Annotated in this window: 23 protein-coding genes and 1 pseudogene; 13 read left to right on the forward strand and 11 right to left on the reverse strand. The window is 70.0% G+C overall.

The genetic code is table 11. The annotated features are described in order from the left end of the window. Positions 1-202 precede the first annotated feature (202 nt). Together IE321_RS35485 and IE321_RS35490 are read right to left on the reverse strand one after the other, a co-directional pair. Complete coding sequence (locus IE321_RS35485; protein WP_190225932.1) at positions 203-487, reverse strand: YciI family protein; 285 nt, start codon at positions 485-487, stop codon at positions 203-205. 9 nt (positions 488-496) lie between these two features. Beyond that, complete coding sequence (locus IE321_RS35490) at positions 497-1,063, reverse strand: TetR/AcrR family transcriptional regulator (RefSeq protein WP_190225933.1); 567 nt, start codon at positions 1,061-1,063, stop codon at positions 497-499. A 157-nt stretch (positions 1,064-1,220) separates the two neighbouring features. On the opposite strand from IE321_RS35490, the gene IE321_RS35495 reads away from it, so the two are divergent. Then, the gene (locus IE321_RS35495; RefSeq protein WP_190225934.1) at positions 1,221-2,327 is read left to right on the forward strand and encodes an alkene reductase; all 1,107 of its coding nucleotides are present in this window, start codon (positions 1,221-1,223) and stop codon (positions 2,325-2,327) included. Positions 2,328-2,523: 196 nt separating this feature from the next. Here the strand turns inward: IE321_RS35495 and tpg are convergent, their stop codons facing one another. Further along, a complete protein-coding gene (gene tpg, locus IE321_RS35500) occupies positions 2,524-3,081 on the reverse strand; it encodes a telomere-protecting terminal protein Tpg (RefSeq protein ID WP_190225935.1) in 558 nt (185 codons plus the stop codon). A gap of 9 nt (positions 3,082-3,090) precedes the next feature. Further along, on the reverse strand, positions 3,091-5,334 hold the full coding sequence (gene tap / locus IE321_RS35505; RefSeq protein ID WP_190225936.1) for a telomere-associated protein Tap: 2,244 nt from the start codon (positions 5,332-5,334) through the stop codon (positions 3,091-3,093). A gap of 360 nt (positions 5,335-5,694) precedes the next feature. Between tap and IE321_RS35510 the strand changes: the two genes are divergently transcribed. Beyond that, a complete protein-coding gene (locus IE321_RS35510) occupies positions 5,695-5,943 on the forward strand; it encodes a hypothetical protein (RefSeq protein WP_190225937.1) in 249 nt (82 codons plus the stop codon). A 101-nt stretch (positions 5,944-6,044) separates the two neighbouring features. On the opposite strand, the gene IE321_RS35515 is transcribed toward IE321_RS35510, so the two are convergent. Then, positions 6,045-6,416 carry a hypothetical protein gene (locus tag IE321_RS35515; protein WP_190225938.1) on the reverse strand — a complete coding sequence of 124 codons (372 nt, stop codon included), beginning with the start codon at positions 6,414-6,416 and terminating at the stop codon, positions 6,045-6,047. A 164-nt stretch (positions 6,417-6,580) separates the two neighbouring features. Further along, positions 6,581-6,892 carry a hypothetical protein gene (locus IE321_RS35520; RefSeq protein WP_190225939.1) on the reverse strand — a complete coding sequence of 104 codons (312 nt, stop codon included), beginning with the start codon at positions 6,890-6,892 and terminating at the stop codon, positions 6,581-6,583. 208 nt (positions 6,893-7,100) lie between these two features. Here IE321_RS35520 and IE321_RS35525 point away from each other — a divergent pair, with 208 nt between their 5' ends. Further along, complete coding sequence (locus IE321_RS35525; RefSeq protein ID WP_190225940.1) at positions 7,101-7,457, forward strand: DUF8825 domain-containing protein; 357 nt, start codon at positions 7,101-7,103, stop codon at positions 7,455-7,457. Positions 7,458-7,994: 537 nt separating this feature from the next. Here the strand turns inward: IE321_RS35525 and IE321_RS35535 are convergent. Together IE321_RS35535 and IE321_RS35540 are read right to left on the reverse strand one after the other, a co-directional pair. Then, positions 7,995-8,654 carry a hypothetical protein gene (locus IE321_RS35535; RefSeq protein ID WP_190225942.1) on the reverse strand — a complete coding sequence of 220 codons (660 nt, stop codon included), beginning with the start codon at positions 8,652-8,654 and terminating at the stop codon, positions 7,995-7,997. Then, positions 8,651-9,229, reverse strand: a complete 579-nt coding sequence (locus IE321_RS35540; protein ID WP_229916691.1) for an RNA polymerase sigma factor — start codon at positions 9,227-9,229, stop codon at positions 8,651-8,653. Before IE321_RS35540 ends, IE321_RS35535 begins: the two co-directional genes overlap by 4 nt. Positions 9,230-9,503: 274 nt before the next feature. Between IE321_RS35540 and IE321_RS35545 the strand changes: the two genes are divergently transcribed. From IE321_RS35545 to IE321_RS35565, 5 genes are all read left to right on the forward strand, one after another. Beyond that, positions 9,504-9,665 carry a hypothetical protein gene (locus tag IE321_RS35545; RefSeq protein WP_190225943.1) on the forward strand — a complete coding sequence of 54 codons (162 nt, stop codon included), beginning with the start codon at positions 9,504-9,506 and terminating at the stop codon, positions 9,663-9,665. 961 nt (positions 9,666-10,626) lie between these two features. Then, the gene (locus IE321_RS35550) at positions 10,627-10,899 is read left to right on the forward strand and encodes a hypothetical protein (RefSeq protein WP_190225944.1); all 273 of its coding nucleotides are present in this window, start codon (positions 10,627-10,629) and stop codon (positions 10,897-10,899) included. Positions 10,900-11,081: 182 nt separating this feature from the next. After that, on the forward strand, positions 11,082-12,191 hold the full coding sequence (locus IE321_RS42940; RefSeq protein WP_190225945.1) for a helix-turn-helix domain-containing protein: 1,110 nt from the start codon (positions 11,082-11,084) through the stop codon (positions 12,189-12,191). Continuing rightward, complete coding sequence (locus IE321_RS35560) at positions 12,188-12,670, forward strand: hypothetical protein (RefSeq protein WP_190225946.1); 483 nt, start codon at positions 12,188-12,190, stop codon at positions 12,668-12,670. Before IE321_RS42940 ends, IE321_RS35560 begins: the two co-directional genes overlap by 4 nt. A gap of 271 nt (positions 12,671-12,941) precedes the next feature. Beyond that, the gene (locus IE321_RS35565; RefSeq protein ID WP_190225947.1) at positions 12,942-14,507 is read left to right on the forward strand and encodes a competence protein CoiA family protein; all 1,566 of its coding nucleotides are present in this window, start codon (positions 12,942-12,944) and stop codon (positions 14,505-14,507) included. Positions 14,508-14,978: 471 nt separating this feature from the next. Here the strand turns inward: IE321_RS35565 and IE321_RS35570 are convergent, their stop codons facing one another. Then, entirely contained in the window at positions 14,979-15,488 is a 510-nt protein-coding gene (locus IE321_RS35570; protein WP_229916693.1) for a GFA family protein, read from the reverse strand. 129 nt (positions 15,489-15,617) lie between these two features. Here IE321_RS35570 and IE321_RS35575 point away from each other — a divergent pair, with 129 nt between their 5' ends. Together IE321_RS35575 and IE321_RS35580 are read left to right on the forward strand one after the other, a co-directional pair. Continuing rightward, positions 15,618-16,202: a hypothetical protein gene (locus IE321_RS35575; RefSeq protein ID WP_190225948.1), complete on the forward strand. Its 585-nt coding sequence runs from the start codon at positions 15,618-15,620 to the stop codon at positions 16,200-16,202. 90 nt (positions 16,203-16,292) lie between these two features. Continuing rightward, positions 16,293-17,024, forward strand: a complete 732-nt coding sequence (locus IE321_RS35580; protein WP_226652348.1) for an HNH endonuclease family protein — start codon at positions 16,293-16,295, stop codon at positions 17,022-17,024. A 258-nt stretch (positions 17,025-17,282) separates the two neighbouring features. Here IE321_RS35580 and IE321_RS35585 read toward each other — a convergent pair whose 3' ends face one another. Both IE321_RS35585 and IE321_RS35590 read right to left on the reverse strand, forming a co-directional pair. Continuing rightward, positions 17,283-17,651 (reverse strand): PIN domain-containing protein, encoded by a 369-nt coding sequence (locus tag IE321_RS35585; protein WP_190225954.1) that lies wholly within the window; start codon positions 17,649-17,651, stop codon positions 17,283-17,285. An 8-nt stretch (positions 17,652-17,659) separates the two neighbouring features. Beyond that, entirely contained in the window at positions 17,660-17,917 is a 258-nt protein-coding gene (locus IE321_RS35590; RefSeq protein ID WP_190225949.1) for a hypothetical protein, read from the reverse strand. Between the two features lie 74 nt (positions 17,918-17,991). Here IE321_RS35590 and IE321_RS35595 point away from each other — a divergent pair, with 74 nt between their 5' ends. From IE321_RS35595 to IE321_RS43090, 3 genes and pseudogenes are all read left to right on the forward strand, one after another. Continuing rightward, the gene (locus tag IE321_RS35595) at positions 17,992-18,978 is read left to right on the forward strand and encodes a zeta toxin family protein (protein WP_226651519.1); all 987 of its coding nucleotides are present in this window, start codon (positions 17,992-17,994) and stop codon (positions 18,976-18,978) included. Positions 18,979-18,985: 7 nt separating this feature from the next. Beyond that, on the forward strand, positions 18,986-19,855 hold the full coding sequence (locus IE321_RS35600) for an IS5 family transposase (protein WP_190225950.1): 870 nt from the start codon (positions 18,986-18,988) through the stop codon (positions 19,853-19,855). Between the two features lie 28 nt (positions 19,856-19,883). Then, positions 19,884-20,248: pseudogene (locus tag IE321_RS43090) on the forward strand (hypothetical protein); the annotation flags it as partial. Positions 20,249-20,706: the final 458 nt, after the last annotated feature.

Genomic DNA, 20,706 nt, shown 5'->3' on the forward strand with positions numbered 1-20,706 from the left:
CGCCATGGACCACGATCATTCACAGCTCAAGATCCACTTTCGATACACGGCCTAGCAGCGGCAGCTGGTGGTGGATCTGGCCCAGCCGTTCAGAGATGGGAACTGGGTCTACCCGGCCGGGGGCAGTACCCGTGCCAGGAAACGCCTCGCGGCGCAGCGGCAATAGGGGCAGCCGCCGCACCACGCGGAGCCAACAAGACGATCAGAGCAGGAAACTGAGCCGCTCGTCCGCCATGCCCGGCGCGATCTCGATGATCTCCGCCGTGACGACGTCCTGGGCGACGAACGGGTCCTCGTCCACGCGCTTGCGCAGGTCCTCGGGCGAGGTGTTGTGGGCGAGGACCGCGCCCCCGAGGCCCGGCTGGATGCTGCCGACCAGCAGGAAGACTCCGTCGTCCAGGCCTCGCTGGATCCACTCCTGGTGGCCGGCCATGTGCTGGGCGGCGGTGGGCTTGTTGTCGGAGAACCGGAGCAGGACCACGAACATGCTTGTCTCTCATCTCTCGTAGGTGTGCAGCCACTCGCGCATCCGGTCGACTTCGCGCTGGATGAACGCTTCGTCGTGGAAGGCGTTGGCCATGACGGCGACGCCCTGGCTGAAGGCGAGGACGTGCATCGCCAATTCGTCGGCGTGCTCGGCGTGCCCGAGCTGGGCGAACTGCTCGCGCAGCCAGGTGCGGAACAGGGTGAACAGGCGGCCGGCCTGGCCGAGCATGGCGTGCTCCAGCTTGGCCAGCTCGGTGGTGAGGGTGCCCACGGGGCAGCCGTAGTCCTGGATGTCGGCGCGGTTGGTCAGAACGATCTCGACGTACCGCATGATCCGCCCGGCCGGGGTGGCCGCTTCGGTCTCCCACTGCTCCAGCATCCGCCGGGTGTCGGCCAGTCGGGCATCGATCACCGCGTCCAGGATCGCGTCCTTGGACTTGAAGTGGTAGTAGAAGTTGCCCCGCGACAGGCCGACGGCTCCGGCGATGTCCGCGAACGAGGTGTGCTCGTAACCGTGGTGGTAGAAGAGCCGGTCGGCCGCCGCGACGATCTGTTCGCGGGTCGCCACAGCAGGCATGGTGAGCCCCTTCCAATGTCGTAGGACAGTCGACCTAGAGCTACAACGTAGGTCAGCCGTCCTAGATCGTCAAGCCGTTGACACTGCTGGGACCAGCGGCCTAGCGTGACGGCGCTCTAGGACGACTGTCCTACAATTTTCACCGTTGGAGGTCCGCATGCACCTCGACCTGTTCGCGCCGATCAATCTGGGCGGCCTCACGCTCGCCAACCGGATGGTGATGGCGCCGATGACCCGCAACCGCGCCGACACCGACGGGTGCGTTCCCCCGCTGATGGTCGAGCACTACCGGCAGCGCGCCACCGCGGGCCTGATCGTCGCCGAGTCCACCACCGTCTCCCCGCAGGCGGTCGGTTACCCCTTCACGCCCGGGCTGCACACGGCCGCCCAGGCGGAGAGCTGGCGGCGTCTGACCGATGCGGTCCACGAGGAGGGCGGGCGCATCTTCGTCCAGTTGCAGCACTGCGGGCGCGTCTCCCACCCGAGCCTGCTGGACGGGCAGGCGCCCGTCGCCCCCTCGGCGCTCGCACCCGCCGGCCAGGCCGTCACCCACACCGGCCCGCAGGATTTCATGACGCCTCGCGCCCTCGACGCGGGCGAGCTGCCGGACGTCGTCGACCAGTTCCGCCGCGCCGCCGAGCTGGCGAAGCAGGGGGGCTTCGACGGCATCGAGGTCCACGCCGGCAACGGCTACCTGATCGACCAGTTCTTGCGCGACGGCACCAACCACCGCACGGACGCGTACGGCGGGAGCGCGGCCAACCGCATGCGCCTGGTGAACGAGGTCCTCGACGCCGTGTGCGAGCAGTGGCCCGCAGAGCGGGTCGGGGTGCGCCTGACGCCGGAGAACGGCTTCAACTCGATGGCGGACTCCGACCCCCAGGGCCACTTCGAGTACTTCCTCGGGCAGTTGAGCCCGCGCGGCCTCGCCTATGTGCACGTACTGGAGGGCGGCATGGCAACGACGGCCGTCTCCCTCGACTACCGCGCACTGAGGGAGCGGTTCGCCGGCACGTACATCGCCAACAACGGCTACGACCTCGCCCGAGCCCGAGCGGTGGTGCACACGGGGCATGCCGACCTGGTCGCCTTCGGTACGCCGTTCATCGCCAACCCGGACCTTGTCCGCCGCTACCGCGAGAACCTCCCGCTCGCCGCAGCCGACCCCGCCACGTACTACGGCGGCGGGGAGACCGGCTATACGGACTACCCGTTCCACCGGGCCGACGGAGGCCCGACATGCGTCCTCGTCCGAGGCCGCTGACCGGTGCGGCCCCGCCGGATACGGAGAGCCAGCCCCTGAGCGGCTCCGCCAGCGCTATGTGATCGCGATCGTTTCCGGCCCCGACGAACAGTGCAGCCCCTACACCGAATGCTCAGCCGGCCAACTCAACTGCTCACTGACCAACTGAAGCGCTCAGTCACACCGTCTGGTCCGGGCCCGCTCGTCGTTCGGGGATCTACAGGTCGAACTCGAGGTGCTGCACGTCGGTGAAGCGCACTTCCTCCAGGGACCCGGCGCGGCGGCCGTTGTCTTGGAAGTAGACCTCCTTGAGGGCCTCGGCGGTGATCTGCTGGAGTTCGGCGTCGCTGGCGCCGGCGTCCTGGGCGTCGAAGAGCCGGGCGGCGTACTGCGGGGGCAGGGCGATGGTCAGGTGCCGGATGCGGTCCTGGTCCGTCGACCCGATCGGGGCGGTGTAGCCCATGCGGGCGCGGGTGTCGATGACGATGCCGCCGGTGGTGGCCGCCTTCTGCCGGGCCTTGGCCCGGATCTGCGGCTGCCAGCGCTTCTTCACCTCGCGCTCCAGGCGCGCGGCGAGGTCGGCGCGGGGCTTCTTGATCTGGTCCTTCACGTACCGCTCGACGGTGCGCTGGGAGATCCGCAGCATCTGGGCGGCCGCCTTCGTGCCGCCGAGCTGCTTGACCAGGTACCGCATCTGCGCGCCGGCCGACTTGGGTGCCGGGCGGGTGAACGCCTTCTGCACCGCGGCGTCCAGGCTGTCGGCGAACTTGCTCATCTTCCCCTCCTACTCGCCGTTGTCGGCGTTGGTGATCTCGCCGTCCTTGATGAACCGGGCCAGGTTGAGCTCCGGGGCGTTGAACTTCTCCCGGACTTGCTCGCCCCACAGCACGGTCTGCGTGCCCTCGTGCTTGACCAGGCCAGGGTTGATGCCGAGCTTGAAACCGCCCGGGAGCGGCTTGCCCTGGCGGTAGGGCAGGAAGTCCAGCGGGCTCGGCCCGTTCGAGGCGTAGACGACGCAGTCGTGGTTGACGGCGATGGGGTACTGCCCGGTGAACGCCGCGTGCTTGACGATCTTGCGGTGGAGGTTGATCCGGGTGCGGGAGATGACCGCCGCGCGGATGTCGGGCCGCCATGTCGGGCGAGACAGTGCGCGCCACGGCTCGCCCGGCCGCCAGTTCTCTCCGCGCGGCCGCTCGCGCATCTTGCCGATGCTGCCCTTGGCGGTGGCCTTGATGGCGGAGAGGACGAGGGCCAGTTCGGGGTCGCGGTCCTTGTAGCCGTCCATCGCCGCCAGGAAGTCCTCGGGCGACAGGTCGGCGTCGACGCCGAGGTCGGCCATCGTGGCCAGGTGCGCGTCGCGCAGCCGCTGGTACCAGCCGTCGAGGTAGCGGCCGTTGTCGTACTGGACCCACGCCTCGAGCGGAGCGACGTCGTAGCCGAGCTCCTGGGCATAGGCCACGGTCGGCGTCGCGTACCAGGCCGGCCCCGTGGGGTGCTCGCCCTTCGGCGTGAACGGGCTCGGCAGCAGCGAGCTGTCCAGGTCCGCCCACGTGTCCTTGGCGACCTTCACCCGGGAGAGGTCGACGTGGGAGAGGTCGACCAGCCAGGAGCCGGGCAGCTTCGGATCGAACACCGGCGCCTTGACGTGCGTGGGGGCGCCCAGGCCGACGGCCAGCCCGTTGGCGCCCGCGCCGAAGGCCATGTTCACGTCCAGGCCGACCAGGTAGCGCAGGGTGCACTCGGCATCCGTCATCGGCCGTGCCCAGACCATCGACTCCTCGAACAGCTGCTCGTTGGGGCCGCGGACGTGGAACTTCGGGAGGTCCTTGAGGGCCGGGTGCCCGTCGGGCACCTCGCACGGCGGCCAGGCCATCAGGTCGATCGGGTCCTTGCCCAGGCTGCCGGGGTTGTGCTCGGAGTGCCGCTTGCCCTGGGCGTCCGGCTCGGAGGCGCGGGTCGGCGGGTGCAGCGCGGTCATCAGCTCCAGGCCCGTGACGGCCGTAGAGCCGCGCGGCGTCATCACGCGCGACGCGTACACGCCCAGAACCCGAGCGAGCTCGGCCGGCGGAAGCTGCCCGACGCTCCCCCAGTGCCGGGGGTCCAGCGCCCCCCACGACGGGATACACAGCTGCACGCACGCCCGCTCCGAACCGGTCGCGGGACGGTAGATCCGCGCCCACGGGCCGAAGCCGCGCTGGGTCAGCTTCCACTCCGTGCGCACGAGCTGCTTGACGACCTTGTGGCCCTCCGGGATCCGCCCGGCGCTCCGCTCCTCCTCCGAGAGGACGACGGGCAGGCCGTAGCGCTCGCACGCGGCCTCGGTAAGCACGAGCAGCGGGTCGGCCGACCGTCCCGGACCGGACAGCTTCGACTGCCCGAGCCTGGCCTCCTTGAGCGTCCAGTCCACCAGGGACGGCAGGGACTTGGCAGGCACGTCCAGGACCAGGCCGCCGGTGCAGTACGCCACCACCTGCCCGTCCTCGCCAGCGTCGACGACCGCGAGCGGCCCGTTCTCGAACCGCGGATCGCCGCCGGGCGCCGGGGTGCCGGCCGGGGCCGCCTTCTTCGCACCCGGGCGGCGCGACGTCGACGACGGCCTGGTCGTGCGCGCCGGACGCGGCGCGGCCGCCGGAGCGGCAGCGACAGGAGCAGGGGCCTGGGGGGTCTCGGGGGCCGGGCCGGTGGACAGAGTCGGCGCTTCCGCCGGAGCGGGGGCGGCGAACGGCGCCGGCACCACAGCAGGAGCAGGGTCGGGGTCGGGGTCGGGCGTGGCCGTGTCGGCCGGGACAGCGGGGTAGAGCTCCGCAAGCTTGTCCAGCAGCCGGGCGTAGGCGTCGCGCTCCGGCGGGCGGGGCTCGGTCTTGCCGGACTCCCAGCCGGACACCGTGGCCCGCCGCACCTTCAGCGCGGTGGCCACTTCGTCGATCGTCAGGCCGTGCGCGGCACGCAGCCGCTTGCGCTCCGCCGGCGGCGGTAGTACGGCGCGGGACGCGAGTAGGGCGTCGACCGCGTCGAACAACTCGGACATGGAACACCTCCTGAACGACACCCTACACCATGAAGCGCACATTTCGCGTACGAGCACCGTACGAATCGCGTACGCTCCCCGTTCGGGGTGAGAGGTGGCTCCGAGCGACACGGGACGCCCGGAGCCTTCGGACCCTCTGTCCGCAGCGTGGTAAGCCCGGCCCCTTCCTGCTATCAGCTCCGCTCTCAGCACCTTCTTCCACCTGGGAAAACAGGGGACCGGCCTATCAGGTCGGACCCCTCACTCACCACGGTCTGACAGGCCGCCGACGGCTGCCGGAGAGGTTGGTGCGCCAGGCTGGGCATCCAGCGGGGCCGCGTGTGAAGCCGCAGCCCGACCGGCACGAGAGGAAGGACCGGCGTGGACCACACGGCCCGTGAGGACCAGGCCACCGCGTACGCGGTGGAGCTCCGCTTCCTCACGGGCGGCCCGGCCATCTTCGGCGTCTGGTCCCGGCCCGAAGTCGCCGACCACAACTTCACCGAGTGGCTCGGGGCCTACAGCCAGCCCGGCGCCGTCCTCACCCCCACCTCCCTCACCGGCGGCACCGCCCGGCCGGTGAAGAGCTGGACCTACGAAGCCGGCCTGACGACGACCGGGACTGTCTGACCCGAAAGCGGCCCCGGCGCGCTGACCACGGGCCTGTGACCTGCGGTGGTAAGCCCGGTGGTGAGTGTGATGGTGAGCGGGCGGACCGTGCTTCTACCGGCTCACCGCGAACGCCGGTCGAAGACGCCCTGCGCACCGGGGCCGAGGCCGCGCCGCCGGGGCCGGCGCCCCGTACGCGGGCCGGGCACGCCCGGCGGCGTCGCGGCACGGTCCGGTTCCTGCCCGGTGTCGGCGGGCAGGCCCAGGCGGAGGCGGGCCTTGGTCGTCGCCGCCGTCACCGCGGCCAGTGCCTCGCCCACGTCCGGGCCGATCTGGGCGAGCGCGGCGCTCAGGGTGTCGATGGCGACCAGGACGTCGTCAGCGGCGGCGCTCCAGCCGGACCCGGCCGCGGCGTCGGCGAGTTCGCACGCCGCCTCCGCCACCCGGTCGGCCTGCTCCTCGATGCCGGGCCCTGCCCGGTCCACCAGCCCCATGCCGTCCCCAACGCCGCGCGCGGCCGCAGGGACACTGCCAGACCGCCCGGCAGTCCTCCCGCCGGGCTTCCGCCCGCCCGCGAGAATGCCGGCCTCGGCATGCACCAGCAACTAGACGGGCACGTCGGCGAAGGCGCCGACGACCCGCCGAAGCACGGGTCCGGTCAGCTGTGCTCGCCGCCGTGGCAGCCGTACAGGCCGCAGGTGAGCGGCTCGCCGTCGACGATGTCGATCCCGGTCTCGACAGTGCAGCGGGGCAGGAGCACGATCCGGTACGGGCTGCCCGTCTCCCACAACGCCCACCAATCACGACCGGGCGTCAGGCTGGACTGCACGAGCGAGGCGTGGTCCCCGCTGTGAAGGGGCGCCAGCCAGCACTCCATCACGGGATCGACCTCGTACGCGGCGTCCTTCACCGCGCTCCACCGCTCAATGTCCTCGACGGCCAGGGCGACCGTTAATCCGCAGCGCTCCACGACACTCTCCTCGGTCAGCCGATGGCCGCGTGCCGGCGGCTCCACTCCGGGACGGTCACACCCCAGCCGACATCGCCGTATCCCCATCCGATGTCGTTACTCATGACGTCCCTTCCCTGTGCTGGGCGTTCCGCCGTTGGGGTGACCGTAGTCGTCGGTCACACGCCGCACCAGCTTTATGAAATCGAACAGGCGTATTATTTGGGGTGTGAGCGAGCATGACTTCCCCGACGACTTGAAGAAGCTCCAGGCCGAGCTGCACCGCTCGTACGCGGAGTACCGGATGCTGTGCCGGACCCTGCCCTGGTCGACGGAACCCTTGTCCGGTTGGCCCGGGGTCAAGCACCCGCACACCGACGAGGTGACCGCGGGCCGGGAGGACAGCCCCGGCTACACCCCCGAGCAGGTCGCGGCCGAGGCGCAGTTGTGGGCGCGGATCCGGGAGCTGTCGATCGAGGTGTCCATGCATCCGTACTGGAACACGCTGGAGCGCGGGCCGGAACTCGTCGAGGCCAGGACAGCGCTGAAGCATCATGCCGACGCCCTGGCCGCTGTCAGCGAGTGAAGTACCCCTGCGTCCGACTGGCGGTCTCAGCAAGGATGGCGGCGCGGGTGCCAGCAGTGACCGGGACGTCGGTGGCGGTCGCCGGGCTCCAGCCTGGCCCGGCCGTAGCGTCGGCGAGTCCGCACGCCGCCTCCGCCACACGACCGGCTTGCTCTTCGATGCCAGGCCCCTCGCTCTCTTCGCGGCTCTCCCGCCGATCCATCTGGCGGGAGCTCAGCGCGCGATCCAGGGCGGCCGTATGGTGCGAACGCCCTGGCTGTCCCTGGCGACGGGTGGTCACAGCATCTGCTGGATCCAGTAGCCGAGCAGGCCTGCCAGGGTCAGACCGGTGCCGTAGCTCAGGCCTCGGACGAAGTGCCGCATTGCGGCGCGGCTGTGGCGGCGCCGCCGAGGCTTGGAGCGCGAGGGCCGGGGAACCGGAGTGGAGGCGGTCACGAGCTGGGTGTCCTTCCTGATGTGAGGAAATGACGAAGGAAGCCCTGCGGGCGGATGGCGCCCGATGGGCTCCCTTCGTGGCGATGAGTGCGGGGATGTGAGTCAGCGGGTGGTGAACTCGCGCAGGCGTTCCACGAGGCGGCGGTCAGGCGGGCCGCTTATGCCTTCGCTGTCGGCAAGGCGGTCGACCTCCATTTCCAGCTGCCCGGTAGGGGGCGCGCTGCTGGTGGAGCCGTTCTTGCGGACGTAGGAGGCGACGGCGCCCAGGCAGTCGAGGAGGGTTTCGTCAATGCCGCCGCCTCCGGGCCCGGGCGCGGTGACCTCGTGCCGCCAGTGGGCAGCTTCGCGGTGCTCACCGAGAGCCAGGTGGCGCAGGTGGAGGCAGTAGGCGGCGATTCGGTTTCCGGCGCCAGCGGACAGCTGCCACCAGAACTGGGCGCTTTCGGGGTGACCGGTAAGGAAGAGCAGGCAGGCGAACACGGCGGCGCCGTCCTCGTCGAACTCGCCGGCCGTGCCGCGGGCGGGGGCGTCGGCCAGGCGGCTGATGTCGCCAGGAGCGCCAGGGGCGTTGATCGCCCACCGGCACACGGTCGACAGCTGCCGCCCGGCCCGAGCAGCGTCGGCGAGATGCGCGGAGGGCAGGACAGAGCGTCGCTCGGCGTCGGTGGCGAGGCGGCGCAGTGCAGCACCGACATCGAAACGGCGGGTGCCGGTGACAGGAACGGCGGCCTCTTCCAGGAGGTCGTCGATGGTGCGGGTCACTGCTGGCCTTCCTTCTGCCGGATGACGACGGCGCGGGTGGGCAACCCCAGTTTTCTGCCCAGGCGCTCCTTGGCCCGGCGGCAGTGATGCGTCACGGTGCGTTCGTCGAGGTTCATATAGCGGGCAACCTGTTTGGTGGAGTAGCCAAGCAGGAACCGCATCACGATCACTGTGTACTGGCGTATAGGGAGCTCGGAGATCGCCTCATACAGCCCGATCGTGCTTGGTGCGAACTCCAGTTCGCCCCGCAGTGCGCGCAGATTCTGCGCGATCGGCCCATTGATGATGTAGGCGGGGTCCCGGCCTTCCTGGGCCAGACGCTTGGCCACCTGGCGGTGCAGCACCGCGAGGGTGCGCCGTTCCAGCTCCTCCTCCTGGAGCAGGCTGTCCCAGGAGGTGAGGATCTCCAGGAACACCTCGTGAACGACGTCTTCTGCCGAGGCGCTGCTGCCGCAGTGGAGTTCGGCGTAGAGGTGGAAGAACTCCTGGTGGCTCAGGACGAACGCCTCGAAGTCAAGCGGCAGCGGTGTGGCCGTGTACATACTGCCGCCGTGGCCCTGGGTGGGCCCAGCCACGTCACGCACTCATGCCTCCGGCGCTCGGCAGGCAGGGCGTCCAAGGAGTGATCACGTCGGTGGGATCCTTCTTGAGGGTGGGGCACCAACTAGCGGTGCCAGAGGGCTTGTTGCTCTCTGTCGCCCACTCAAGCGAAAGACGGTCCGAATCACTCATCCGTGTTCGAAAAATTTTCACCCACCGCATCGAGGGCGCCACAGAGCGCAAGATCCACAAGCGGCGTCGGGCGTCTTGAGCAGGCATGACGCCTCATCAGTTCTTCTGCCTTTGGTCGTGGCTGTGACGTACGGCACGTCCTTCATCGATCCCGAGCTCGCGGCCGACGGGATCGAACTCGCCCGTCTCCTCATCTCCCCCAGCCTGCGCCAGACCGGCTACATCATCGACATGGCGCTGCCCTCGCCCGCGACGCCGGCGCTGACCACGACGTCCTGAACCGCGCTCACGTCCCGCACGAGAAGAGTCCGTATCTCCGGCGTCGCCACCGCCACCGCGGTCCTTGAACTCGTCGTCTACTTCCGCCCGGCCATCCTCGGTGATGACCAAGGCATCATCGAGACCATCGTCCGGCTTCGCGCCCTCACTGACAGCGGCGACTGCGCCTACTGCACCGACATCGCCGTCTTCATGGCCGACCAGCCCGTCCCGCTGAGCCCCGCGTGGTGGATCGAGGGCGAAGCCGCTGTCCGCGGACGGTGGCAGTAGCCGACCAAGGGGAACAGGGTGCGGCGCAGGCGCGATGGGTGCGGGTGCGGGTGTGGGTGCGGTTTCGGGCGAGGCGGGGCTGGCGGCCCCCTTGGCGGCGTCGGCCTTACCCGGGGCGAGCGGCAGGCCGTGCAAAGCGCGCACGCGTGCGCCGGGCACCTGCTCGCTGGCCGCCGAGATCAGTTTCGGCGCTATCCAGCTGGCCTTCGTGCGATACGCCGGAGCCTCGGGGTTCGCAGGGGACGCTCCGGCTGATCGTCTCGGCCGGGCCGACGGCGTCGGTTACGGGCGATGAGGCGCTGTTGGGCAGCATGGCGGTTGTCGCGCGGCGATGGCGGTCGCGGCTCCGCGTTTCGCCCGCCGCCGGGGGCGGCTGGACGCCGGCTTCTGGCCGTGCCGGGGGCGTGCGCGCCGGTCTTCGAGATGGGGCGCACGCGTGTGCCGTGGGGTGTGCGGCCTCAAGTATTTGCGAAAGCGTTCGAGTTTCGACCATGCGTGCGAAGGCGGTCGGGGTGGCGAAGGGGAGCTAACGGGCCGTCAACCGCACTCGTCCAATTAACGGACAGTAGCCGTGGAACTTCGCATAGTTGAGCGGGTACGGTCGCGGCGGGAGTCAGCTCAAGCCAGGTTTCCAGGCCCAGGGTCTCGAGCTGACTCACCACTCCACTCACACTTCGATCAAGGAGGGCATATGCCTCCTGACCTTTACCTCGACCGTCTGTCGGGGGAGCCGCGGCCGAAGCTTTTCGACCGTACCATTCCTCCGCACCAGGGCTCCAAAACCCGTATCAGCGTTGCCTTTGCGGTCAACATGCAGGTCGGTCCGCTCATCGCCGCACCGGTCGTCATGATCCTTCTGCAGGGTGGAACCGACGCTCTGCAGGCCGGCCTCGTACCGGTCCTTCTTCTGCTCACCGCCGCCCGGCGGTCGCACATCGCCTACCGGCGCATTCGAATGGGATAAGCGCTCCCACCCATGGGGGCGGCCTCTGCCGCCGCCCCCACGGACCCGCTTCGGCGCCAGCCCGTCAAGGGCGGTCCTGCCGATGGCCGACCCGGCCGCCTTCGTGGCCCGCGGCCAGACGAATGCCCATTTCCGCGCATACCAAGTTCCCGGTAGCAACCACCCAGAAGGACCACACGCGCATGACCCCGCCGAGCCAGGAGCAGACCCCCTGCACCAACTCTCTCTGCTCGAACACCGTCGCGCAGAAGCCGAAGGGACGGCCCCGTCTGTACTGCTCCGACGAGTGCGGACGCCGGCACCGCCGGTACCTCCGCCACCAGCCCGCCCTGGACGGTACCGACAACGACCAGTACGCCCTCCAGCTTGCCGAACACGCCTATCTCACCCTCGGCCAGGTCGTCGCCCTCACCGGCAAGACCGACGAGCCTCTCGCCGCCGCCCGCTTTTTAGAAGAGGCCATCACCAGCCTGGAATTCCTGCGCGCAGCACTCATGCAGCAGGCCCACGACCGCAAGCTGAAGACCTCCGACATCACCGCGGCTCTCCACATCAGCCCCGACACCGTCACCCGCCGACGCAAGGACGCCATCGACCGCCGCGAACGCCTCGCCCAGACGCCTCTCTCTGAACGCATGGCCCTCCCAGCGCTGAGCGTCTCCGTTCCCCACCCCCGCAGGGCGGCTTCCCGGCATCCCGACCCCAGCCCGCCCCGCTCCGAACCAATGGGGGGAGCACCCGGCAAACCCAGCACCCCAGTCCCCCCGGCAAGCACCCCCGCCTCCACCCTCGCCATGGCCCTCTCCCACCTCCAGCGCCGGCACGCCGCCACCTTCGCCGTCCTCGGTGAGGCCGCCGGGGTCTCCCGCTCCTACATCTCCCGCATCCTGAGCGGTGAGCGCACCCCCTCCTGGCAGGTCACCTCCGACATCGTCGAAGCGTGCGGCGGCGACCTCGAAGCCGTACGTCCTCTATGGGAGGCCGCACGCGGCTACCGCGTACCGCGACCGGCCACTTTCCACGCTGCGCTGCGCGGCATGCAGCTCGCCGCCGGCAACATCCGCCCCGACGAGCTGTCCGCCCGCACCGGACACACACTCTCCGAGCACCAGGTCACCGGCCTCCTCCAAGGCACCCAGACCGCCGACTGGGGCACCGTCAGCACCCTGGTCACCGCCCTGCGCGGCCAGCCGGAAGCCATCCACCCCCTCTGGCAGGCAACCCAGCCCGCCCCCGCCACCGGCAACAGGTCCTTCAAAACTTCTTCCCTCTCCGCGGAGAGCTTCGGATGACACTGCGCACCCCCAGCCCGCCCTGCCCCAAAACGCCCCCGCCCGCCCCGCGGCGCCCCCGCACCCTCGGCGCGACACCCATCACCGTGCGGCTGCCCATCTCGCTCGACGCCTTCCATCTCCTTCACCACACCACCTACACCGCCTACACCCACGCCCACCTCGCCCCGGCCGTGGCCACCGCAGCAGTCGACACCACCTTCGGCGCCCTCGCCGCCGACTGGACCTACCTCCTGGGCAAACGCACCCTCACCGCCCACGCCTGGGCCGAACTGGTCCGCAACACAGAAAGCCGGCGCCGCCCCCTCCCCCACATCCCGGCCGGCGACCCCCTGAGCTACGACGCCCGCGTCCTCACCGAACTCGGATACAGCCCCTCCGCCATCGCCGAGGTCACCGGCCGCCCAGCCAGCACCATCCGCTACCTGCTCGCGCCCCATCCCCTGCCGCCATCGAACCTGCTGCCCAGACCGCACTGACCCGCCTTCCTCCAGGCGAAATCTTGATGACGGCGACGAACCCGCCTCTCGCCGCACCAGTCGGGCGCGACACCCGCACTATCTCCCCACTACGACGTCTCGACGCCGTGGGGCTTTCTGGACGATGGGCCAAGGGCGACAAGCAGTCGAACCCTGAGGCCCATACGTGTCCAGGACGCTGGACTGAAACTGGACGAGGGGGGTAGAGCTGTGCGCGGGGCAAGTCACATGGGGTGCTGCAAGCAGCACCGGACTTGAGGGGGCGAGCTTCATGTTCCATGCCGAACATGAGGAATGGGGACGACTCCACGCCTATCTGCCCGATCTAGGATGCGGTCGATCATGGGACGACGTCTACCGCGTGAAGCCGTCACGGCTTACCTGCGGGGGCTGCGGCTGGCCGATGCACGCTCGACTGTCCAGGCGGCAGGTGCCACATTTCGCGCACCAGCCCGGGGCGCCAGACGACTGCCCAGCGGGAGAGGAATCACCCGATCACCTGTACCTGAAGTGGTGCCTGCTCACGGCGGCACAGGAAGCCGGCGCGGTAGCAGCCCTCGAGGTGACTGGCCCGAATGAGGCATGGCGGGCGGACGTGCTGGCGAGCGATCCCAGTGGGCGGTGGCGCATCGCGTTGGAAGCTCAGTTGTCCGCGATCACGGCCCACGACATCCAGGCCCGCTCGGAGCGGATGCTCAGGGACGGAGTGCCTTCGGTGTGGTTCAGCTACCGGCGGGCGCCCTGGCTCGGGATGGTGCCCTCGGTGCGGTTGGGCGAGGTTCATGACACCCCCGTCGTGGTGGAGGGCCTGGCCCGGTTCGCCAGCGGGGAGTGGGTTAGAGGCGAGCCGATGCCGCTGACCGAGTTCCTCCAGCAGGTCTTTGACCGTCACATAGTCTCGTACAGGCCGGAATGCCGGGCAGAGGGCCTCGTCCTCGACATGCTGTGGGTCGAGGAGCAGTGTCTTCGGGCGGAGGCCGAATACCAGGAATCGGCGGAGTCGGCACGGACACGGGCCGAGGCCGCGGCTCGGCGCAAGGAAGAGGAGCGCCGGCTCCTCGACTCACGCCAGCAACAGGAGGACTTCTTGTTGGCCGAGCGTCTCGACGAGGAGGAGAGCGCGGCAGGCCCGTCGTGGCGACTGAGCGACGCGGAGCAACGTCGCCTGCGGCTCCAGCAGATCACCCGACGAATGGTGCGCAGGGTCCTAGCCGTCGCCGAGCGCAAGCGCCGGGCCGCGGGCACGCCACTGCCCTACCTCGGCGAGGCGGGTGAGGACATGGCGGGATGGGCAAGCGACGCGCTCCAGATGAAAGGGTTCCATACGGCCCATGTCGGACGGACCCTCGGCGATATCCGGTTTGCGGGCGGGATCCCGCTGGTGGGCGACAACGCTCACCCCGTTGCGGTCATCGATCCCGACCCTGCCCGGGCCGGATCAAGGGTCCTGGCCGCGTGCGTGCTTGTCTTCACCACCTGGGAGCTGCGAACCCGGTTCCTCGCGGAAGCCCCACCGCCGCCATGGGACGTCGCGGACCAGTACGTAACGCTCACCCTGGACTTCACCCTGGCGACCTCAGCCGCGGCTGCCATGAGGGGGTCGACCCCGTTGAACGTGTCGATCCCAGTGCAGCCGACTGGCAGCACCCGCACCACCGGGTCGTGCGCCTGTCTGACTCCGCGCCTGTACGCCGTGTTTCCTGACGGTCCAGAAGCGGTGGAGCCGTGCGAAGAGACCACCCCGGCGTCGGCGTTGTTGACCGCTCGATGCGAGCAATGCGGCGGCCGGTACGACGGTCAGTGGCGCAGGATCCCGGCCAACCTCGCGGAGCGGTAACACCTTTTACCGCACCTCATCTGCTCGCCTGGGAGCTCGACCGCCTCTCGGAAAAGGTGACGCAGGTGATCTTGATGGACACGTTCGAGGACGTCGGCGGCCCCACCCACCGCGGCGTCGAACGTCTCATCCAGCGCGTCCCACGCGGTTGTGCCTAACCTCGGCTGGCTCGGACGAGGCCACCGCGTGGACGGCGACATCTGGTGACCCCACGGCGACATGCCCCGCGCCGGGAAACGCACAGTGCCCCTGGCAGGGCGGGGGCACTCGGGGAAGGAGCAAACGGCCAGTCGGCTCTCCCCCCAGCACGATTCACCGTAGCCCCAGGTGATCAGCTGACCAGACCGTTCTCGGCAGAGACCATACGGACGAGCTGCAGCCCAGTGCCAGCGGTGACGGTCCCATTGACGAGGGACCCCCCGGGAAGGGGCTATTCGCCGGTGCACGACGTTGCGGACCAGTGGACGGGACTCAGCCGGCCGTGCCGTGCTTGGTCCCCGGCAGCAGAGGGGGCCAGCGTACGGCGTTGTCGCGGAAGGACTCATGGATCGGCACGAGGTCTGGGCCGCTGGTGTCGTCGAGAGCGGTGACGTTGATGCCGATCTCTGAGATGTCGTTGTCGATCGCCGCCAGGCGGCTGCCGCAGATCGGGCAGAAGCCGCGCTTTGCTTCGCCCGCGAAGGTCTCGTACCAGGTCGGTTCACCGCCCTCGCCGGTCCAGGTGACCGTCTCGAATCCGGCCCACCACATCACTGGCGTGCCGCCGAGCCTTTGGCAGTGATGGCAGGCACAGGTGTGAGGGAAGACGGCTGGACCTCGGGCGGTGAAGCGGATACGGCCGCACAGACACCCGCCGGTACGCTCCCCGTCTGTTTCGACTCCCTGAACGTCCTCGGCGGGGGCGCGGCAGGGCAGGGTCCTGTCGACAGAGATGTCCGTAGCGTTCTGGGGAGCGGCGAAGTCGTCCATCGTGCTGTTCATGCTCTGGTCAACGAGTGCCTGGATCAGCGGATGCCCTGAAGCCGGTCCCGGCGCACGGCGGCGTTCGTGCCAGGGATACCTCTGGCCTGGTGGCGACCGGCAAGATGCCTGTTTCGCCTAACTGCGGGTTTGAGGTCGCACCGCAGCAAGGCCGAGCCCGAACTGCTGGACGAAGACACCCACTGGGACCTCCTCCAGCAGTGCATTCACGACGAAGAACTGCCCCTGGACGGCCGGGTGGCCGGCTCATTGCTCCTGCTGTTCGGACAGCACCTCAGCCGCATCGTCATCCTCACCACCGCGTACCTGGACACCACCGGCGGCCGTACCACCCTGCGCCTGGACGACACTCCTATCCACCTCCCAGACCCGCTGGACCGTCTGCTGTGCCGCCTTGCCGAGCAGCAGTTCCAGCACGGCTGGGCCGCGACTTCCAGCAGCTGGCTCTTCTCTGGAGCCCGGCCGGGTGCCCACCGCTCCACCGGCCCTCTCTCGCGCGCACTGGCCGCCTACGGCATCTCGGTGCGGCCTTCGCGCGCGACCGCGTTGATCCAGCTTGCGCAGGACATGCCGCCTGCCGTCCTCACACCGCTCCTGGGCATGCACGTCATTACCGCGCAGGTGTGGCGCAGGCGGACCGGAAGCGACTGGACCGCCTACCTCCAGGTCCGCCGACGAGCCCCCGGCATTACACGCCCGCCCTACGTGCAGTGATCGTTTCTCCGGTGAATTCCGCCACCCACCTGGGTGATATGCCCTGCAGGTGCCTTCCGGGCCGGGTGCCGAGACGACTAGAACGCGGTCGTGATCACCAACTTGATGCGCCGCGGTCTGCCCGCGCTTCTCCTTGCGGCCCTGCCCTTGCTCCCTTCCTCCCTGCCGGCGGCGGCCGACAGCGCCACCCTCCCGCCGGCGGCGACCGGCGCCCCGGAGTCCCTCCCCGGCGCAGGTGCGCTGGAGCAGGTGCTGCCGCTGTTCGACGCCATCGACCGCCTGCCCGTCGCCGCCGAGCACCGTGAGGGGTACGACCGGCGCCTGTACAAGCACTGGAACAAGGGCCTGAACGGAAGCGACGGGTGCAACACCCGCAAGGAGGTCATCCTTGCCGAAGCCGTTGAAGCACCCCAGGTCGGGGAGCGCTGCGCGCTGACGGGCGGGTCCTGGCTCAGCAAGTACGACAACGTCACGGTCACCGACGCCGCCCGCCTCGATGTCGACCACTTCGTCCCGCTCGCCGAGGTCTACGACTCCGAGCAAACCCCGTGGAGCCCGGAGCGGCGCGAGGCGTACGCCAACGACCAGGACAGCCCCGACACCCTCATCGCGGTCACCGCGGCGTCGAACCGCTCAAAGGCCGACAAGGACCCGGCCGAATGGCTGCCCACGGACGCCACCTACCACTGCACCTACGCCGCCACCTGGGTCGGCACCAAGCTGCGCTGGGACCTCGCCGCCGACGAGGCCGAGCGCGACGCCCTCCTCGGGCTCGCGGAGGACTGCGCGACGACCGTCGTCTCCTACGATCCGGCGCCGTAGCCGCCTGATCCTGATGCCCGGTGTCCCGCACAAGAAGGGGTGCCGGGCTGATTTCGTTCGCGCCCGGCCGGGAACGCGCGGTGCCCCGAGCTCGATGAGCTCGGGGCACAACAGGAGGCGGGTCAACGGCCAGTCGGCCCTTCCCCCTACACCTGCACCGTAGCGGCTGGCTGACGGCGGGTTCGGCCGGTCCGGGTGCTGGCCACGCGAACGAGCGAACAGTCCGGGCTCGTGCTGACGCGTCGGCGGCCGTCGCTTTCAGGGGGTGAGGTCGAGGACGCGGACGGGCTCGCCTTTCCAGCGTTCGGGGGTGGTGGTGGCGATGATCGCGCCGTCGGGCCGGTCCGGGGTGGGCTGGGCGGTGTGCTGGGTGTGGGCCTGGGCCCAGGTGGCCTGCTGGGCGACGGCGAGGACGGCCGGCAGGTCGAGGTCGATCACGGTGATGCCGGGCAGGGCCGCCAGGTGCTCGGCGGTGCCGGGGCGGGTCCGGTCGGCTTCGACGAGCGCGCAGGCGGGGGCGTAGAGGTACCAGCCGGCTTCGGCGTGGGCGCGGTGGATGAGGCGGGAGGCGAGGACGTTGCCGGTGCCGGCGGCGGCCATCGCGGTCTCGTCGAGGACGATGTGCATGGGCTCGGTCACGGGCGCTGCACCTGGGCGAGGCGGCGGTCGAGTTCGTCGTCCAGGGCTGCTTCCTCGCCGGCCGTGGGGTTGTAGCCGGTCCAGGCGTTCAGGGCGGTCTTGGCCTTGTCGGCGCGGGCTGCGCGTTCGGCCGGGGTGAGGACGGTTTCGGCGAGGCGGGCGAGGTAGGCGCGCAGGGACAGTCCCTCGGCGGCGGCGACGGCGGCCAGCCGGTCACGGGCTTCCTCGGGGATTCTCACGTTGGCGTCAGACATGACGGTGCTCCTTCCCATAAGATCAGGGTACGGGTACGTACCCGTACCCGTCACGTGTTGGAGGGGACGAACTGGTGGAAGCCCGCAGTGCACTGGTGCTCGCCGAAGCCGAGCACCGGCAGGTCCTCGCCGAGCGGCTGCCCGGCTGGACGCGGGGCGCGGTGCCCCAGGAGCACCCGGTCGTCGTGGTGGTCGCGGGCCAGCCCGGCGCCGGCAAGACCGCGATCGCCGACCTCGTCCAGGCAGCGCTGGAGCGGCGCGGCGGTGCCGTGCGGATCGGCCGCGACCTCTACAAGCCCGCCCACCGCGACTACGCCGCCGCGCTGGCCGCCGATGTCCGCACCGCCGGCGCCGCGGTCCGACCCGACACCACCGCCTGGCAGGCCGCGGTCGAGGACCACGTCCGACGCTTACGCTTCGACGCCGTCATCGAGTCCGCCCTCGCTGACCTGGACGAATTCCGTGGCTCCTCGGCGGCGTACCGGCGCTCCAGGCACCGGATCGAGATCGTGGCGCTGGCGACGGCGGAGGCGTGGAGCCAGCTCGGGATCCTCGACCGCTTCCTCACCGAAGGCCGACGGTACGTGTCGTGGGAGAACCACGACACCTGCGCCGCGGGCATGCTGACCGTGCTCGCGGCCGTCGAGGCCGAGCAGCTCGCCGACCGCATCACCGTGGTGACCCGCGACGGCACCGTCCTGTACGACAACGAGCTCACCGGCGGTACCTGGCGGCGCCGGCCGGCCGCCGACCATGCTGTGGCTCGCGGCCGCGGCCGGCCGTGGTCCGCCCGGGAGACCGCCGCGTTTCGCTGCGGCATCGCCGCCGCCGAGGTCCGCGTGCACCGCGACGTCGCCGACGAGGACGAGCGCCTGGCCGTCGCCCGGGACGCCGCGCGGGCCGCCGCGCTCGCCGAGCCGGTCCGCCGCATCGCCCAGCCCCGCCGGCGCGCGCCCGGCGTCGACTACCACCGCCTCTCCCCCGCCGAGCACGACTGGATCTTCGACGAGCTAGGTCGTGTTTTGAAAATCGGCTCGGTTCCTCATCCCGCATCGCGATGATCCCGGTGTGGGGCGAGGGGATCTTTCTGATGAGCAGTGGGCTGTGCTGGAGCCGTTGTTGCCGGTCGCGGTGCTGGGGCGGCCGTCGTTGGGTCGGCGGAAGCTGATCGACGGGATCCGGTGGCGGGTGCGGACCGGTGCTCCGTGGCGGGATCTGCCGTCGGAGTACGGGCCGTGGCAGACCGTCTACGGACTCTTTCGCCGCTGGCAGCGCGACGGCACCTGGCCCGGACTGCTGACTCGGCTGCAGGCTCGGGCGGATGCGGCCGGGCTGATCACGTGGGAGGTCAACGTCGACTCCACGATCTGCCGGGCTCATCAGCATGCCGCGGGCGCCCGCCGCGACGGCCAGGCCCAGAACGAACCGCCGGGCGGAACCTCTATCGAGCCCGACGACCACGGGCTGGGCCGGTCCCGGGGAGGCTTCACCACCAAGATCCACCTGGCCTGCGAGCAGGGCCAGCGGCCGCTGTCTCTGCTGGTCACCGCAGGTCAGCGTGGTGACAGCCCGCAGTTCGTCGCCGTCCTGGAAGGCATCCGGGTGCCCCGCACCGGGCCGGGCCGTCCCCGTGTCCGGCCGCTGCGGGTGCGGGGCGACAAGGTGTACTCCTCCCGCGCCAACCGGGCCTACCTGCGAAAGCGCGGGATCCGGTGCACGATCCCGGAGCCTGCCGACCAGGTGGCCAACCGCAAGCGGCGTGGGAAGGCCGGCGGGCGGCCTCCCGTCTTCGACCGCGAGGACTACAAGGCCCGGCACGCGGTCGAGTGCGGGATCAACCGGCTCAAGCGCAACCGGGCGGTCGCCACCCGGTTCGACAAACTCGCCGTCCGCTTCGAGGCCACCGTCCTGATCGCCGCGATCGGCGAATGGCTGTGACCGGCCCGAGCTGTCGGTTCCTCATGCCATGCTGACCGAGACCAGGGCCGACAGGGTGAGGGAGAGACCACGATGGGGGCTCAGTACTACGGCGCCGACAGCGAGAACGGCGACCGCATCGACGACCCCTCCGAGGACGCGCTGTTCATGCTGATCAGCGGCCTCAACGACTCCGACAACACCTTCGTCGTCGTCCAGCCCGACGAGGACGCCCCCGTCTGGTTCGCTTCCGTGGCCGTCCTGGACGAGGGCGGCTACGAGATCGTCCGCCGTGACACCACCCGCAACGAGCACGAGGTCACCACGGCGACTGACATCAACGACATCGCTCGCGACCTCACCATCTGGATGGCCGCCCGCGACTTCCCCGGACGACCCACCCAGCACACCAGCAACTTCCAAACCGGCGGCTCGGCACCCGCACCCTCGTCGGCATGTCGCCTGCCAGACAGGCCAACCACCCCCTGCCCTGAGAGTGACAGACTGGGCAACATGACCGCCCACCCCAAGATCGGCTCCGTCTGGGCCCGCCGCTACCCCGGTTACCCGCAGCACGACCGCGACTTCTGGGTAACCGGGGTCTTCACCAGAGACGGTGTCACGTACGTCGAGACTGAACAGCTCGACAACGGCGATCGCAGCAGAGGGCGCCTTGACCACGTCTTTGAGTACGCGGAGTGCGTCAGCACCAATGGGATCGACACCCCCGGCTGCGGGATCAGCACGTCGCGCTGATCCCGCAGATACGGCTGGCGGACTGACGCCCCACCTCACGGAATTAGTTCCAAAACACGCCCTAGACGCGCCCATCTACGACGGACCCCGCGCGCAGACTACTCTGGAGCGCTGGC

This window comes from Streptomyces hydrogenans, from assembly GCF_014656075.1.
Lineage (GTDB): Bacteria > Actinomycetota > Actinomycetes > Streptomycetales > Streptomycetaceae > Streptomyces > Streptomyces hydrogenans.